We start from the raw sequence: 14,848 nt of genomic DNA, 5'->3' as shown, positions 1-14,848 counted from the left end.
GCTGACCTGAGTCGTCGGGCCCACCGGGTTTGCTTGGATGACCTTCGTCGACAAGGTCACCGGGACCGGTACGCACCGCCACGGTGCTCGACGGCCGTGACGGTGACCACGCGCTGCTCATCATCGATCTCGTACAGGACCCGGTAGTCGCCGCGTCGGCCGACCAGGCGCCTTCGTAGGGCGGGGGTGGAAGGGCCCAACGCTGCCGGGTCGTCCGGCCGCCAGCCGAACATAAGATCTGTCTTGACAAAAATAATCGTCGGTGAGATGTTGATCGGCATGTTGGACGTAGCGGTGATCGAAGACCCGGCCGCCGCCGAGGCCTCACTCGACCCGATCCGGGCCCGGCTCCTCGCCGAGCTGGCCGAACCCGCCTCGGCGACCATGCTCGCCGGCCGGGTCGGGCTGGCCCGGCAGAAGGTCAACTACCACCTGAAGGCGTTGGAGCAGCACGGCCTCATCGAGCTCGTCGAGCAGCGGCGCAAGGGCAACGTCACCGAGCGGGTCATGCAGGCCACCGCCGGTTCGTACGTGATCTCACCGGCCGCCCTCGCCACCGTCGCACCGGATCCGGCCCGCGCACCGGACCGGCTCTCCGCCCGCTGGCTGCTCGCCGTCGCCGCCCGCCTGGTCCGCGACGTCGGATCCCTGATCACCGGCGCGGACCGGGTGGACAAGCGGGTCGCCACCTTCGCGATCGACGGCGAGATCCGCTTCGCCTCGGCTGCCGACCGGGCCGCGTTCGCCGAGGAGTTGGCCAACACGGTCACCGCGCTCGTCGGCAGATACCACGATGAGACGACCCCCGGCGGCCGGCCGCACCGGCTGGTCGTCGCCCTGCACCCCAGCACCAGCACCAGCACCGACGAACCGCAGGAAGGCTGACCCGCGATGGGACACGAATTCGAGGTACGCAAGGAGATCGAGCTGCCGGCAACGCCGGAGCAGGTCTGGGACGCCATCGCCACCGGCCCCGGACTCGACTCCTGGTTCATGGGCCGCAGCGAGATCGAGCCACGCGAGGGCGGCACCACGCGACTCACCCTCGCCGGGCACACCGACGAGGCGACCATCGTCGGCTGGGAGCCGGGCAAGCGCTTCGCCGACCGGACCCCGACCGCCGACGACGGATCCTTCATGGCGACCGAGTACCTCATCGAGGGCCGCGACCATGGCAGCACGGTGCTGCGCATGGTGCAGAGCGGCGTGCTCGGCGACAACTGGGAGACCGAATACGAGGCGATGAAGGTCGGCTGGGACCTCTACCTGCGCACCCTCGCCGCGTACCTGCGGCACTTCCCGGGGCGGACCGCGACCCCGGTCACGGTCGTCCGACCGGGGGCCGGCGACCCGGAGCAGATCTGGCCGGCGGTCGCGGCGGCCCTCGGCGTGACCCACCCGATCGCCGAAGGCACGCCGGTGCGGCTCACCGTGCCCGGCACCGCGCCGATCGACGGCGTCGTCGACCTCAGTACGCCGTCGGCCTTCCTCGGCGTACGCACCGCCGGTGGGCTCTACCGCTTCATCCACTCCGGCCCGGAGCAGGGCAACGCGCTGTTCCTCAGCCACCACGTCTTCGACAGCGTCGCCGAGCCGGTCGACACCGAGCAGTCCTGGCAGCAGTGGCTGGACCAGCTTCCGATCTCCTGACCACCACCACCACCTATCCGAAAGGCTGTCACCAAGATGCGCAAGTTGATCGTCACCACGTTCCTCACCCTCGACGGGGTCATGCAGGCCCCTGGCGGCCCCGAGGAGGACGGCGGCGACTTCGCCCACGGCGGCTGGTCGGTGAACTACTGGGACGAGCTGATGGGCCAGGCCATGGGCCAGACCATGGGCGTCCCGTTCGACCTGGTGCTCGGCCGGCGTACGTACGACATCTTCGCCGCTCACTGGCCGAACGCCCCGGAGGAGGAGGCCAAGCCGCTCAACGACGCGACCAAGTACGTGGCCTCCCGCAGTCGGCCGACGTTGAGCTGGCGCAACTCGGTGCTGATCGACGGCGACGCGGCTGAGGGTGTCGCCGCGCTCAAGCGCGCCGACGGCCCCGAACTGCAGGTGCACGGCAGCAGCGATCTCCTGCAGACCCTGCTGCGGCACGGACTGGTCGACCAGTTCCGGACCTGGACCTTCCCGGTCTTGGTCGGCGGCGGAAAGCGGCTGTTCGGCGACGGCACCGTGCCCACCGCGCTGAAGCTGGTCGCCAACTCGGTCTCCACCACCGGCGTGGTGCTGAGCACCTACGAACCGGTCGGTGAGATCGCGACCGGCACCTTCGCCCTGGAGTGACCGCCGAAGCTCCGCACAGCGTCCGACGGCTCATCAGGCAGGCATCGGTCGAAGGATTACCACCGGCCCGAATCGGGAAAGGTCCGATCATGATGCAGCCTGCGGCCCCCGAGACGTACCCGCCGATGGATCCGACCGCACCGGTGCCGGACGACCCGGGGGAGCTGTCCCCGGACACTCCGGACACGCTGCCGCCGGCCCCGGTCGAGCCAGCGCCGATCCCCGAGACCCCGATCTTCGACGATCCGGACGGCGACCCGGAGCCGGTCTCCGAACCGGCCTGACCGCTCGGTCAGCTGCCCTTGGGGTGCCAGACGGTCTTGGTCTCCAGGAACGCCGTCATCCGCCGGGTGCCCGGGTCGGCACGCCAGTCGGTCGGCCCGTCGGCCGGGCGCAGCACCCGCTTGAGGTTGCCGGCGGCGGCCTGCTCCAGCTCGACGGCCAACTCCGGGTCGGTCACCCCGGTCAGGTCCAGCGCGTTGACGTCCAGGTGCGAGGCCAGCCACGGTGCCGTCTCGGCGACCGCGCCGGTCAGGATGTTCACCACCCCGGCGGGCAGGTCGCTGGTGGCCAGCACCTCGGCCAGGGTGACGGCGGCCAGCGGCCGGACCGGTGACGCCAGCACCACCGCGGTGTTGCCGCTGACGATCACCGGGGCGACGACGCTGACCAGGCCGAGCAGCGACGGCTGCGCCGGTGCGACGACGCCGACCACGCCGGTCGGCTCCGGCGCGGACAGGTTGAAGTACGGGCCGGCGACCGGGTTCGCACCGCCGTACACCTGGGAAAGTTTGTCCGGCCAGCCGGCGTACCAGACCCAGCGGTCGATCGCCGCGTCCACCTCGTCGGCCGGCTCGCCGAGCGCCACGAACTGCTCGCGCCGGCCCTCCAGCATCTCCGCGACCCGGTAGAGGATCTGACCCCGGTTGTACGCGGTCGCGCCCGACCAGCCCTTGACTGCGGCCCGGGCGGCGACCACCGCGTCGCGGGCGTCCTTGCGGGAGGCGAGTGCCACGTTGGAGTCCTGCACCTGGTACGTCCGTCCCGACTCGCTGCGCGGGAACTTCCCGCCGATGAACAGCTTGTACGTCTTGCGTACGGCCAACCGGGTGGCACCGGCCGAACTCGCCGCGCCGCCCGCCGTCACCTGAGCACCGTCAGACATCGAGGTACGCCTCCAGCCCGTGCCGGCCGCCCTCGCGGCCGTAGCCCGACTCCTTGTAGCCACCGAACGGCGACGTCGGATCGAACTTGTTGAACGTGTTCGCCCACACCACCCCGGCGCGCAGCCGGTCGGCGGCCCACAGGATCCGGGAACCCTTGTCCGACCAGATCCCGGCGGACAGCCCGTACGGCGTGTTGTTGGCCTTTGCGATGGCCTCGTCCGGGGTGCGGAAGGTCAGCACGGACAGCACCGGGCCGAAGATCTCCTCCCGGGCGATCCGGTGCGCCTGGCTGACCCCGGTGAAGATGGTCGGCGCGAACCAGAAGCCCTGCTCGGGCAGCTCGCACGGCGGGGACCAGGCCTGCGCGCCCTCGTCGGTGCCGGCAGCGGCCAGGGTGCGGATCCGGTGCAGCTGGGCGGCCGAGTTGATCGCCCCGACGTCGGTGTTCTTGTCCAACGGGTCGCCGACGCGCAGCCGCGCCATCCGCCGTTTCAGCGCGTCGAGCAGCGGCTCGGCGATCGACTCCTGGACCAGCAGCCGGGAGCCGGCGCAGCAGACGTGGCCCTGGTTGAAGAAGATGCCCTCGACGATGCCTTCGACGGCCTGGTCGATCGGGGCGTCGTCGAAGACGATGTTGGCGGCCTTGCCGCCCAGCTCCAGGGTGAGCTTCTTACGGCTGCCGGCGACGGCACGGGCGATCTGCCGGCCGACCTCGGTGGAGCCGGTGAAGGCGACCTTGTCGACGCCGGCGTGGCCTACGACGGCCTGCCCGGTGGCACCGGCCCCGGTGACGATGTTGACCACGCCGGGGGGCAGGTCGGCCTGCTGGCAGATCTCGGCGAACAGCAGCGCGGTCAACGGGGTCGTCTCGGCCGGCTTGAGCACCACGGTGTTGCCGGCGGCCAACGCCGGGGCGATCTTCCAGGCCAGCATCAGCAGCGGGAAGTTCCACGGGATGACCTGGCCGGCGACGCCGAGCGGGCGGGGGTCCGGGCCGAATCCGGCGTACGGCAGCTTGTCGGCCCAGCCGGCGTAGTAGAAGAAGTGCGCGGCGGCCAGCGGCAGGTCGACGTCGCGGGACTCGCGGATCGGTTTGCCGTTGTCGAGTGATTCGAGCACCGCGAGCTCGCGGCTGCGTTCGGCGAGCGCCCGGGCGATCCGGAACAGGTACTTGGCCCTGTCCCGGCCGGACATCGGACCCCAGACCCGTTGGTACGCGGCCCGCGCGGCGGCCACCGCCCGGTCGACGTCGCCCGTGCCGGCCTCGGCGACCTCGGCGAGGACCTCCTCGGTGGCCGGGTTGACGGTCTTGAGCGCGCCACCGTCGGTCGGGTCGACGAAATCGCCGTCGATGAACAGGCCGTACGAGTCGCGGATGGTGACGACCGAGCGGGACTCGGGCGCGGGCGCATAGTCGAACACGGTCATCGTTCAGTCCAGGGTGACGTAGTCGGGACCGGAGTAGACCCCGGTGGTCAGCTTGGCCCGCTGCATCAGCAAATCGTTGAGCAGCGTGGAGGCGCCGAACCGGAACAGGTCGGGGGTGAGCCAGTCGCCGCCGGCGGTCTCGTTGACCAGCACCAGGTACTTGATGGCGTCCTTGGTGGTCCGGATGCCGCCGGCCGGTTTGACGCCGATGCGCCGTCCGGTGACGGCATGGAAGTCCCGGACCGCCTCCAGCATGATCAACGTGACCGGCAGGGTCGCGGCGACCGGCACCTTGCCGGTGGAGGTCTTGATGAAGTCGCCGCCGGCCAGCATCGCCAGCCAGGAGGCGCGGCGCACGTTGTCGTAGGTGGCCAGCTCACCGGTCTCCAGGATCACCTTGAGGTGGGCGTCGCCGCAGGCCTGCTTGACCGCGACGATCTCGGCGTAGACCTCATGGTAGCGGCCGGCGAGGAACGCCCCCCGGTTGATCACCATGTCGATCTCGTCGGCGCCGGCCTCGACGGCGGCGGCGGTGTCGGCCAACTTGACGGCCAGCGGTGCCTGACCGGACGGGAACGCGGTGGCGACGCTGGCCAGGTGCACGCCGGAACCGGCGAGCGCCACGGCGGCGGTCGGCACCATCGACGGGTAGACGCAGACTGCGGCAACCGGCGGGCAGCCGGGGTCGGTCGGGTCGGGGCGGCGGGCCTTGGCGCACAGCGCCCGCACCTTGCCGGGGGTGTCGGCGCCTTCCAGAGTGGTCAGGTCGACCATCCGGATCGCCAGATCGATCGCCTGCGCCTTGGCGGTGGTCTTGACCGAACGGGTGCCGAGCATCGCGGCCCGCTGCTGCGCCCCGGTCTGGTCGACGCCGGGCAACCCGTGCAGGAAGGCGCGCAGAGTCGCTGCGCTGTGCCCCACCTCGGCCAGATCATGGCGCGCGGGTGTTGGTGTGGTCACCGCTGTCATGTCGGCGAGTCTACGTCCCCGACCGGTTGACGATCTTGGCGCTGGTCTGATCGGACGAGCAGACTTAACGACGCCGTTGGCCTACCGTTACATCATGTTGGTCCCGGTGACCCACCGTCCCTGACGTGCGAGCAGTGCACTTCACCGACACGTACCTGCCCCGCCGCGACGGCGTGGTCACCTCGTTGCGGACGCTGGCCGCGGCGCTGGCCGACGCCGGGAATCCGGGGCTGATCGTGGTGCCCCGGCACCCTGACCAGCCGGCCGAGCCCGACGTGCTGCGGCTGCGCGCGCTGCCCTGCGGCGTCGCCGACCTGCGACTGTCACCGTGGCTGCTGCGGGGTGCCGCCGCCACCGGCACCATCGCGGAGATCGCCGCCCATGCCCCGGACGTGGTGCATGTGCACACCCCGGGGCCGGTCGGGCTGCTCGGCGTCCTCACCGCCCGCCGGCTCGGTCTGCCGCTGGTGCAGACGTACCACACCGACCTGCACGCGTACGCCGACGCGTACCGGGTGCCGGCCCGGGCGCTCAGCGCGGGGGTGCGGCTGTACGCCCGTCGACTCGGCGTGCCCCGGCCGGCGGCGGCACCAGCTGGGCACACCCGCGACCACCGCCCGATGGCCAGCGGCGCGGTCGCCCGTCGCCGGGCCGCCATGGACGCCACGAACACCCTGCTGCTCGGTGGCGCCGACGCCGTCGTGGTGCCGACCCGCGCCGTGCTCGACCGGATCCACCTGCCGGTGCCGACCGACCGGGTGCACCTGGTGCCGACCGGCGTCGCGGCCCGCCGCACCACTGCCCGGGACATCAACGCCTTCCGGTACGGCCACGGCATCGCGCCGAGCGACCGGGTGGTGCTCTACGTCGGGCGGATCAACCGGGAAAAAGGGATCGGGTTGCTGATCGCCGCCTTCGAGCGGATCCTGGCCGGTTGTCCGAATGCTCGCCTGGTGCTGGTGGGCGCGCTCTACGAACCCCGCTGGCTGGCCGGGCTGCTGCGCACCATCGATCCCCGGGTGGCCGCCCGGATCATCCTCACCGGTCAGCAGACCCCCGAGGTGGTGGCCGCCGCGTACGGTGCCGCCGAGGTGTTCGCGTTCGCGTCGCGCACCGACACCCAGGCGCTGGTGCTGCAGGAGGCCGGGCTGGCCGGCGTGCCGGCTGTGCTGGTCGACCGAGGGCTGCACCAGCATGGCGCGCTGGCCGGTGCGGCCCTTTGCACCGACGCGGAGCCGGGGGCGTTCGCGGCCGGGGTGCTGCGGCTGCTGCGCGACCCGGACGCGGCACGCCGGCAGGTGGCCGCGGCCACGGCCCGCTGCGCCCAGCACACTCCGGCCCGGTACGCCGAAGCGATCCGCGAGGTGTACGCGTCGGCCGCCGGACTGACGAGTAGGTTCAACGACCGTGGACGTACTCGTAGTTGACCATCCCCTCGCCCAGTCCCGGCTGACCGCGATGCGCGACGCCCGGACCGACTCGGCGGCGTTCCGCGCCGCGCTGCACGAACTCACCACCATGCTGGTGTACGAGGCGGCCCGCTCGTTCCCGGTGGAGACCTACCCGGTGACCACCCCGGTGGCACCGACCGACGGCACCCGGCTGGCCAACCCGCCGCTGCTGGTCCCGGTGCTGCGCGCCGGCCTCGGGATGGCCGACTCGGCGCTGGCGCTGCTGCCCGAGTCGTCGATGGGTTTCGTCGGGCTGGCCCGCGACGAGCAGACCTACGAGCCCCGGGCCTACCTGGAGTCGCTGCCGGTCGACCTGGCCGGCATCCCGGTGCTGGTGCTCGACCCGATGCTGGCCACCGGTGGATCGCTGGAGCACTGCTGCCGATTGCTCGCCGACCGGGGCTGCACCGAGATCACCGTGCTCTGCGTGCTCGCCGCACCGGCCGGCATCGAGCGGCTGGAGCGGTCCGGGCTGCCGCTTCGGCTGGTCACCGCGTCGATCGACGAGCGGCTCAACGACAAGATGTTCATCGTGCCGGGGCTCGGTGACGCCGGTGACCGGCAGTTCGGCGGGATGCCCCGTTTCTGAGATCACGTCGCTGACGCCGCCGGCGGGCGCCCTGCCCAACCGGCGGTGGGTCAGCCGGTGGTGGGTCAGCCGGTGGTGAAGCTCCAACTGGTCGCCTCATGGTTGGCGAACGGCATGACTCCGTGGAAGACGGCCGGGCGCGCGGCGAAGACCAGTGGCAGGAAGTGCCGGTCGCTGGGCCACATCGGCACCCGGCCGGCGAGGACGTCGGCCAGGTCGGTCCAGACCAGGGTGCCCTCCGGACACTGCTGATGTGGCCGGCCCGACCAGGTCGGCACCCGGAACAGGAAGCCGAACCAGTTCTCGCCGTTGCGGCCGAAGCCGGGCCAGGAGATGGTCCCGGCCAGGTCGACCTGCGCACACTCCAGCCCGGACTCCTCGTGGATCTCCCGCCGCATTCCGCTGACCACGTCCTCGCCCGGCTCCAGCTTGCCGCCGAGCCCGTTGTAGTAGCCGAAGTGGATGTCGTCCGGGCGGGTGTCCCGCCGCAGCATCAGCACCTGATGTCCGTCGGGGGAGAGCACGTAGCCGAGGGTCGCGATGATCGCCTGCACCAGGCCACGATAGGCGCTGTGGCGTGGTCAGCCGCAGCGTCGGGCGGCCAGCGCGTCGGCCATCAACGCCTCGGGCGCCAGCATCTTGTCGGCCAGGACCGTCACCTCGGCCGGAAACGGCTCCGGGTCGAGTGCCGCCGGGTCCAGTGCCGCCGGGTCCAGTGGCACCGGGTCCAGTGGCACCGGGCGATCGAGGGCTGCCGGGCGCTCGGGCGCCGGCTGGAACATCTCGGTCGTCGGTGACATCTGCACCTGAGGGCTGGCCGGGAAGCGGCCGACCGGCGGTCGCAGTAGCCGATGAGCCAGCTCGGTCGCGGTGAACGAGGCCCGGGCCGCCGCCACCTCCGGGTCCACCTCGAACGGCGAAGCGGTCGGGAAGTAGCTGGCCAAAAAGTCACCGCGGAGCCGGGCCGCAGCGGAGCCGGGTAGGTCGACCACGTCGCCGGGCAGCGCCGCGTCGTCCAACGCGCCGGTACACAGCCCGAAGGCGTCGACGTCGCGCCGGTCGAGCAGCCGGCGTAGCTGCACCGCCGCTCCCGGCCCGGCCGGGTCGATCCGCTGCCAGTCCAGTTCGCCGGGAACCGCGGTGCCGCGCAGGAACGACCAGTGGTGGTGCAGCGAACGGATCAGGGACACGTCGTCCGGCTGCCGGAGTTGGTGTGCCCTCACCCTGGCCACCAGCTCCGGTGCGCTGGCGCAGGTTTCGGCCAGGGTGGAGCGGCGCAGCGTCAGCGGCACCCCGGCGGGCGTGGTGCCGGCGACCAGCCGGTCGAACTGGTCGGCGAACACCCGCCGGACCGCTGCGGACTCCGGCGAGTTCGCCGGGCCGGCCTCGTCGTCGATCAGCACCCGGGGTATCCCGTTCGCCTCGAAGAAGGTGGCCCGGGTGACCGGCCGGCCGAGGTAGACATCGCCGGGCAGGTAGAGAAACCGCTCCGCGAGACCGTCGATCTCGTGCACGGCGGATTCGACCGCGTACGGGTTGAAGGTGGGCAGCGCGGTGTGCGTACCGAGCAGGTCGCGGTGGTCCACGACGGTCAGCCCTGGTTGGTCTACGTCGAGCCACCCGGGTACCTGGTCCGCGGTGATCAGGAAGATCCGCCGGATCCAGGGGGCGTTGAGGTGCACGGACCGCAACAGGTGGCGGAGCTCTTCGCTGCCGACGCAGCCGCCCGGCGCGCCGGGCGGCAGCACCGCCGCAGAATGGCGGGCAGCACCAGCGGCCGGGCGGTGCCGGTCGGCGCGCCGGGCCCGCGGCACCACCGCGCCCAGCTGGGCGAGCGCCCGTTGCTGGCGGAGCCGCCACCGCGGGTCGGTCGGATCCGTCCAGCAGCAGACCAGGTCCACCGGGAAGTCCGGCCAGCTCGCCGGGCGCCGGGCGAACGCGGTCCGGGACCGGTACCGGCCGGATCCGTCGTCCGGGGCGAAGGCGGCGATCTCCGCTTCACTCAGCCGCACCGGGGTCGCTCCGGCGGACAGGGTGGCGGTGAAGTCGTTGGGTCGGGCCGCGTGCAGTCGGTCACCGTCGGCGGCCCAGAACTCGACGTCGCAGGCTGCCTGGTCGCCGTAGGCCAACTGGCCGGCGGCGTCGGTCACCGGCTGGAAGATCCGGACCACCGGTGCCCGGCGCAGCCGGCGGCCGGGTCTGACCCGCAGCCGGCGGGGGCGGCCACCGGCAACCGTCGTGCTCAGGGCGGCGAGGCCGCCGAGGGCGCGCAACGCGGCCGTACGCTCGTCGCCCGGCACCCCGACCCGGCTGCGTGGACCTTCGGCTTGCGGGATGACGAAGTGCTCGACTCCGGCATCGGTCAGCGCGTCGGTGACCAGCCGCAGGTTGCGGCGGTGCGCGTCGAGCGGGCTGACGGCGGTGTCCACGATGGCGAGCGTCGTCCGCCCGTCCACCGTCGTCCAGCGTCGAGGTGATCCGTCGGCGGTGGCGCGGGCCGGCCGCAGGCGTTCGACCAGCCCTTGGCCGGCCCGTTGGCGCAGGCGGGTGATCAGGCGGACGAACGGGGTCAGTCGGTGGAGTGGGGGCAGCGCGCACCGCCGGTGCGTCGCGGTGGTCCGGTGGGCGAAGCAGCGGCGAGCCAGCATAACCAGATCAACGATCTGTGATCTGAAAAGGTCGCGCCTTTGGATTATCCCGACATCAACTGATATTCAGGGCAACTGCCGCCTCGGTCCGCAACCTCGCCAGGGCCGCGCCGGCCTCCTGGCGGGCGGCGGCGGTGTCGCCGTCGACCACCGGCCGCACCACCTCGAGGTATGCCTTGAGCTTCGGCTCGGTCCCGGATGGACGGACCACCACCCGGGCGGTGCCGGTCCGCAGGATCACCACGTCGGCCCCGGGCGACAGGTCCTCGACCGAGGTGACCGGCTCACCGAGCAGCGCCGCCGGCAGGTTGGCCCGCAGATAGGCCATGGCCGTCGCGATCTCACTCGACTCGGCCACCCGCACCGACAGCTGGTCGGTCTGGTACACGCCGAACTCGGCGGCCAGCTCGTCGAGCCGGTCGGACAGGTCCTGCCCGGCGGCCTTGAGCCCGGCGGCCAGCTCGGCCACGGTCAGCGCGGCGGTGATGCCGTCCTTGTCCCGTACGTGGTCGGGGGCGACGCAGTAGCCCAGCGCCTCCTCGTAGCCGAACACCAACGGCACGTCGGCACCTTCGGCGAGGTCGCCGCCGGCCCGCACGATCCACTTGAAACCGGTGAGGGTCTCGGCGTACGGCTCACCACGCGCGGCGCACAGCGCCCGCAGCAGCGACGACGAGACGATCGTCGTGGCGTACCGGCCGTGTCGACCCTGGCGCATCAGATGGTCGGCGAGCAGGACACCCAACTCGTCACCGCGCAGCATCCGCCAGTCGGCTCCGGGCCCGGGCCGCACCGGTACGGCTACCGCACACCGGTCGGCGTCCGGGTCGTTGGCGATCGCCAGGTCGGCGTCGTGTGCGCGGGCCACCGCGACGACCCGGTCCATGGCGCCCGGCTCCTCCGGATTGGGAAACGCGACAGTCGGGAACTCCGGGTCCGGCTCGGCCTGTTCCGCCACGGCGATCGGCGCCTCGAAGCCGGCCATGGTGAACGCCTCCCGCAGTACCGCCGCGCCGACGCCGTGCAGCGGCGTGTACGCCACGGTCAGCTTCCGGGCACCCACCGGGTCCACCACGGCGCTCGCGGCGCGTAGGTAGCCGGCCACCTCCTCGTCGTCGAGGATCCTGCCGGGCCCCCCGAGCGGCACGTCGGCGAGGCGGCCGACCGCCCGGATGGCCGCCTCGATCTGCCGGTCCGCCGGCGGCACGATCTGCGCGCCAGCGCCGGCGACCCCACCGGGACCGGCGCCGAGATAGACCTTGTAGCCGTTGTCCTGCGGCGGGTTGTGGCTGGCGGTGACCATCACCCCGGCCGCGGCGTCCAGGGCCCGCACGGCGTACGCCAACACCGGGGTGGGCAGCGGACCGGGGAGCAGGTAGGCGTCCCGGCCGGCACCGGTGGCCACCTCGGCGGTGCGTACGGCGAATTCCCGCGACCTGTGCCGGGCGTCGTAGCCGATCACGATCGGCCCGGCCGGACCGCTGCCGGCGAGCCAGTCGACCAGCCCGGCGGCGGCGCGGGTGACCACCTGCAGGTTCATCCCGTTCGGGCCGGCGCGCAGCGGCCCGCGCAGCCCGGCGGTGCCGAAGGCCAGCGGCCCGGCGAACCGGTCGGCCAGCTCTGCGGCGCTGCCGGGCAGTTCGTCGAGCAGCCGCCGCAGTTCGGCGTGGTCGGCCTGGTCCGGCTCGTCGTCGAGCCAGGCCGACACCTCGGCGCGCAGCGCGCCGAGGTCACTGGCTCCCGCCGGCCCGTGGGGTGCCATCGCTCAGCCGGCCGCGGTCAGCTCGAACGACCGGACCATCTCGTCGAAGATCGGTTTGCTCTCATCGAACCGGGCATCGGGGGTGGTCAGAAAGAACGAGTACGCCTTGCCGTTGGCGACCAGGGCCCGCCAGATGCCGTGCCGCCGTTCCGACTCGGTGCCGCAGGTGTACTCGAGCTCGGCGGAGGGCTGGCCGGCCACTTCGGCCTCGATGAGCGCGAGCTCCTGGTAGGGGTCCTTGCAGCTGCCCTGGTTGGTCGACAGTCGGTCACCGGCGGCGCGGAGGAACGGCATCGGCCGGGTGCTGGGGCCCGCGTTCTCGACGAGGATCCGCACCCTGCGGCCGCTGTCGTCCGGGTCGGTGTAGTCGACCCAGACGCCCTCGCCGCCGGTCTTGACCCAGCCGTCCGGCACGTTGACCGACAGCCCACGGTCGTCGTACGTCTGGGTCTCGAACGGTGGACCGGTCGGTTCGACGTTGGTCGGAGCGACGAGGGTGGGCGGTCTCGGGTCTTCGCTGTCGCCGTTGAACAGCAGCGTGGCGGCGAGCAGGACGAGTAGGGTGGCGCCGGCCGCGGCACCGATCTGGACCTTGCGGTCCCAGCTCCTGACCCGGGTGACCAGCATGGTGCCGCCGTGCCGCAGCCCGGCGATGGCCTTGTCGAGCATCGCTCCGGCGGTGGCGCCGCCAGTGGCCGCCGGGCGATCCCGTGGCGGCGACCAGCCGTCCTGCGGCGCGTCGCTCCAGCTGGATGTCGGCATTGCTCCGGTGGGGGCGAGTAGCGCGTTGTCCCGCCCGCCGGGCCCGGCCGGGCCCGGCGGGGCGGAGCCGTAGCCGTGTCGACCGGACTGTTGCTGCGAGCGTGGCCCCGGCACACCGGCCTGGCCGAGCGGCAGCGCCGCGGTGGCTCCGTCCGCCGGGCTGTGTGGCGGGGCCGGGCTGACCGGTCCGGCTGCCGGCGAGGCCGGATTGGAGTTGTCGAGGCCGGCGGCCGACCACTGCGCGGCGCTCGGCATCTGCCGGCCGGCGTTGCGCAGCTGGGCGAGGCGGTCGGTGAGCGACTCGCCGGGGCCGATCATCGCCCGGCCGCCGATCTGGCCACTCGGCTGCGGCTGCGGCGGCACCGGTGGCGGTGGCGGCGCCGCCTGCTGCTGCCAGCTCGGTGGCCGCTGGACCGAGACCACCGCGTACGGGTCGGTGACCAGGTTGGCCGGCATCTTGCTGGCCAACGGGCCGGCGAGCAGCTCCCGCAGCATGCTGCGGGCGGTGGGCACGTCGAAACGTCGGGCGGGGTCCTTCTCCAGCAGGCCGAGCAGGATGTCGGTCAGCGGGCCGGAACGCACCGGCCGGGCCGGCGGATCCTCGACCACGGCGTGCATGGTCTCGATAGGGTCGCCCTTGTCGAACGGCGGGCGGCCCTCGACCGCGGTGTAGAGCGTGACTCCGAGGGAAAAGAGATCACTCGGCGGCCCGAAGTCCTGGCCCATGGCCCGCTCCGGGGAGATGAAGTGTGGGGAGCCGAGCACCATGCCGGGGGTGGTGAGCTGGACCTCGGTGGGCATCCGGGCGACACCGAAGTCGGTGAGCACGCAGCGACCGTCGGTGCAGATCAGCACGTTGGCCGGCTTGACGTCGCGATGCAGCACGCCGGCCGCGTGGGCAACCTCCAGCGCGCCGAGCAGCGCGATGCCGATCTTGGCGACCGCCCGTTGGGCGACCGGCCCGTCCTCGATGACCATGTCGGCGAGGCTGCGGGCGTCCAGCAGCTCCATCACGATCCAGGGCCGACCACCTTCGGTTACCACGTCGTACACCTGCACGACGGCCGGGTGTTGCAGCGCGGCGGCCGCGCGGGCCTCCCGCAGGGTGCGTTCGTACATCGCGTCACGGTCGCTGGGGGCGAGTCCCGGGGGAAGGACCACCTCTTTGACCGCGACATCACGTCGGAGCAGGGTGTCGGAGGCGCGCCAGACGGTGCCCATGCCACCGTGCCCGACCGCGGCACGCAACGAGTACCGGCCACCGATGGTGGTGCCGGGTGCCGCTCGTGTACTGGTAGAGCTGACTGGTCCGCCACTCCACGTCGGAATCTGAGTCACAGGAAATGCCGCCGAGAGAAATTGAGGGGCCGGGGAACCAACCTCTCTATCTTGCTGGGTCCTCCGGCGGAACGAAAGTCACCCGCCGAGGTTGGTGAGAAGTCCACTCTGTGTCGTTGTGTGATGGCCCAATGTACACCGGATCGGACTCTCGGTGCTGAACTGCTCAGCATGGCGTCACCTTGTTTGAGTCGGGCACAGCTCGGCCGCAAGAGTCAGATATCTGTCAGTTCTCGGTCGAACCGACAGTCCGATCGATCCGTGCATCGTTACCCACGGTAGGAGGTGTGGGACCGGTGGCTGCCCACGATGGTGACATTCGGGGCGGACCGCAACGGTCGGAGCGCCTCTACCAGGCATTCCATGACAATACGCGATGCGGTCACTACCCGAATGATGTTGCGCAGCGTTACCGTTCCCGGTCTACGCTGTCTGGGTCCCAT

The 14,848-nt window shown here is 72.0% G+C and carries 14 protein-coding genes; 6 read left to right on the top strand and 8 right to left on the bottom strand.

Annotated elements, in window-relative coordinates; translation table 11 throughout:
- Positions 1-56: 56 nt before the first annotated feature.
- Positions 57-233 (bottom strand): type II toxin-antitoxin system RelE family toxin, encoded by a 177-nt coding sequence (locus tag ACFHVL_RS01570; protein ID WP_416625059.1) that lies wholly within the window; start codon positions 231-233, stop codon positions 57-59.
- A gap of 46 nt (positions 234-279) precedes the next feature.
- Here ACFHVL_RS01570 and ACFHVL_RS01565 point away from each other — a divergent pair, with 46 nt between their 5' ends.
- The 4 genes from ACFHVL_RS01565 to ACFHVL_RS01550 all read left to right on the top strand — a co-directional run bounded on the left by ACFHVL_RS01565 (position 280) and on the right by ACFHVL_RS01550 (position 2,576).
- Positions 280-885: an ArsR/SmtB family transcription factor gene (locus ACFHVL_RS01565; RefSeq protein WP_416624879.1), complete on the top strand. Its 606-nt coding sequence runs from the start codon at positions 280-282 to the stop codon at positions 883-885.
- Positions 886-891: 6 nt separating this feature from the next.
- Positions 892-1,650, top strand: a complete 759-nt coding sequence (locus ACFHVL_RS01560) for an SRPBCC family protein (RefSeq protein ID WP_416624878.1) — start codon at positions 892-894, stop codon at positions 1,648-1,650.
- 36 nt (positions 1,651-1,686) lie between these two features.
- Positions 1,687-2,292: a dihydrofolate reductase family protein gene (locus tag ACFHVL_RS01555; protein WP_416624876.1), complete on the top strand. Its 606-nt coding sequence runs from the start codon at positions 1,687-1,689 to the stop codon at positions 2,290-2,292.
- An 89-nt stretch (positions 2,293-2,381) separates the two neighbouring features.
- Complete coding sequence (locus ACFHVL_RS01550) at positions 2,382-2,576, top strand: hypothetical protein (RefSeq protein ID WP_416624874.1); 195 nt, start codon at positions 2,382-2,384, stop codon at positions 2,574-2,576.
- Between the two features lie 8 nt (positions 2,577-2,584).
- Here the strand turns inward: ACFHVL_RS01550 and ACFHVL_RS01545 are convergent, their stop codons facing one another.
- From ACFHVL_RS01545 to deoC, 3 genes are read right to left on the bottom strand one after another with little or no spacing between them, the layout of a single operon-like run.
- On the bottom strand, positions 2,585-3,457 hold the full coding sequence (locus ACFHVL_RS01545; RefSeq protein WP_416624872.1) for an aldehyde dehydrogenase family protein: 873 nt from the start codon (positions 3,455-3,457) through the stop codon (positions 2,585-2,587).
- Positions 3,450-4,880, bottom strand: coding sequence for an aldehyde dehydrogenase family protein (locus tag ACFHVL_RS01540; protein ID WP_416625057.1), 1,431 nt, complete (start codon positions 4,878-4,880; stop codon positions 3,450-3,452). The genes ACFHVL_RS01545 and ACFHVL_RS01540 overlap by 8 nt, the downstream gene beginning before the upstream one ends.
- A 9-nt stretch (positions 4,881-4,889) precedes the next feature.
- The gene (gene deoC / locus ACFHVL_RS01535; protein WP_416624870.1) at positions 4,890-5,855 is read right to left on the bottom strand and encodes a deoxyribose-phosphate aldolase; all 966 of its coding nucleotides are present in this window, start codon (positions 5,853-5,855) and stop codon (positions 4,890-4,892) included.
- Between the two features lie 125 nt (positions 5,856-5,980).
- Between deoC and ACFHVL_RS01530 the strand changes: the two genes are divergently transcribed.
- Both ACFHVL_RS01530 and upp read left to right on the top strand, forming a co-directional pair.
- The gene (locus ACFHVL_RS01530) at positions 5,981-7,282 is read left to right on the top strand and encodes a glycosyltransferase (RefSeq protein WP_416624868.1); all 1,302 of its coding nucleotides are present in this window, start codon (positions 5,981-5,983) and stop codon (positions 7,280-7,282) included.
- Positions 7,263-7,895, top strand: coding sequence for a uracil phosphoribosyltransferase (upp, locus tag ACFHVL_RS01525; RefSeq protein WP_416624866.1), 633 nt, complete (start codon positions 7,263-7,265; stop codon positions 7,893-7,895). The genes ACFHVL_RS01530 and upp overlap by 20 nt, the downstream gene beginning before the upstream one ends.
- A 65-nt stretch (positions 7,896-7,960) precedes the next feature.
- Here the strand turns inward: upp and ACFHVL_RS01520 are convergent, their stop codons facing one another.
- The 4 genes from ACFHVL_RS01520 to ACFHVL_RS01505 are packed head-to-tail and all read right to left on the bottom strand — an operon-like array spanning position 7,961 to position 14,405.
- Positions 7,961-8,449, bottom strand: a complete 489-nt coding sequence (locus ACFHVL_RS01520; RefSeq protein ID WP_416624864.1) for an NUDIX hydrolase — start codon at positions 8,447-8,449, stop codon at positions 7,961-7,963.
- Positions 8,450-8,476: 27 nt separating this feature from the next.
- A complete protein-coding gene (locus tag ACFHVL_RS01515) occupies positions 8,477-10,543 on the bottom strand; it encodes a hypothetical protein (RefSeq protein ID WP_416624862.1) in 2,067 nt (688 codons plus the stop codon).
- A gap of 55 nt (positions 10,544-10,598) precedes the next feature.
- Positions 10,599-12,305: a phospho-sugar mutase gene (locus tag ACFHVL_RS01510; RefSeq protein ID WP_416624861.1), complete on the bottom strand. Its 1,707-nt coding sequence runs from the start codon at positions 12,303-12,305 to the stop codon at positions 10,599-10,601.
- A 3-nt stretch (positions 12,306-12,308) separates the two neighbouring features.
- Positions 12,309-14,405, bottom strand: a complete 2,097-nt coding sequence (locus ACFHVL_RS01505) for a serine/threonine-protein kinase (RefSeq protein ID WP_416624859.1) — start codon at positions 14,403-14,405, stop codon at positions 12,309-12,311.
- Positions 14,406-14,848 lie beyond the last annotated feature (443 nt).

Origin of the sequence: Micromonospora sp. LOL_023 (assembly GCF_048060115.1) — a bacterium.
GTDB lineage: Bacteria > Actinomycetota > Actinomycetes > Mycobacteriales > Micromonosporaceae > Micromonospora_E.
This window is presented reverse-complemented; position numbering and strand designations above follow the sequence as displayed.

Bases quoted from the DNA above. Each gene is read 5' to 3' on its own strand.
- ACFHVL_RS01545 (WP_416624872.1), bottom strand. From the start codon at position 3,457: ATGTCTGACGGTGCTCAGGTGACGGCGGGCGGCGCGGCGAGTTCGGCC.
- deoC (WP_416624870.1), bottom strand. From the start codon at position 5,855: ATGACAGCGGTGACCACACCAACACCCGCGCGCCATGATCTGGCCGAG.
- ACFHVL_RS01510 (WP_416624861.1), bottom strand. From the start codon at position 12,305: ATGGCACCCCACGGGCCGGCGGGAGCCAGTGACCTCGGCGCGCTGCGC.
- ACFHVL_RS01560 (WP_416624878.1), top strand. From the start codon at position 892: ATGGGACACGAATTCGAGGTACGCAAGGAGATCGAGCTGCCGGCAACG.
- ACFHVL_RS01555 (WP_416624876.1), top strand. From the start codon at position 1,687: ATGCGCAAGTTGATCGTCACCACGTTCCTCACCCTCGACGGGGTCATG.
- ACFHVL_RS01515 (WP_416624862.1), bottom strand. From the start codon at position 10,543: ATGCTGGCTCGCCGCTGCTTCGCCCACCGGACCACCGCGACGCACCGG.
- ACFHVL_RS01565 (WP_416624879.1), top strand. From the start codon at position 280: ATGTTGGACGTAGCGGTGATCGAAGACCCGGCCGCCGCCGAGGCCTCA.
- ACFHVL_RS01570 (WP_416625059.1), bottom strand. From the start codon at position 233: ATGTTCGGCTGGCGGCCGGACGACCCGGCAGCGTTGGGCCCTTCCACC.
- ACFHVL_RS01550 (WP_416624874.1), top strand. From the start codon at position 2,382: ATGATGCAGCCTGCGGCCCCCGAGACGTACCCGCCGATGGATCCGACC.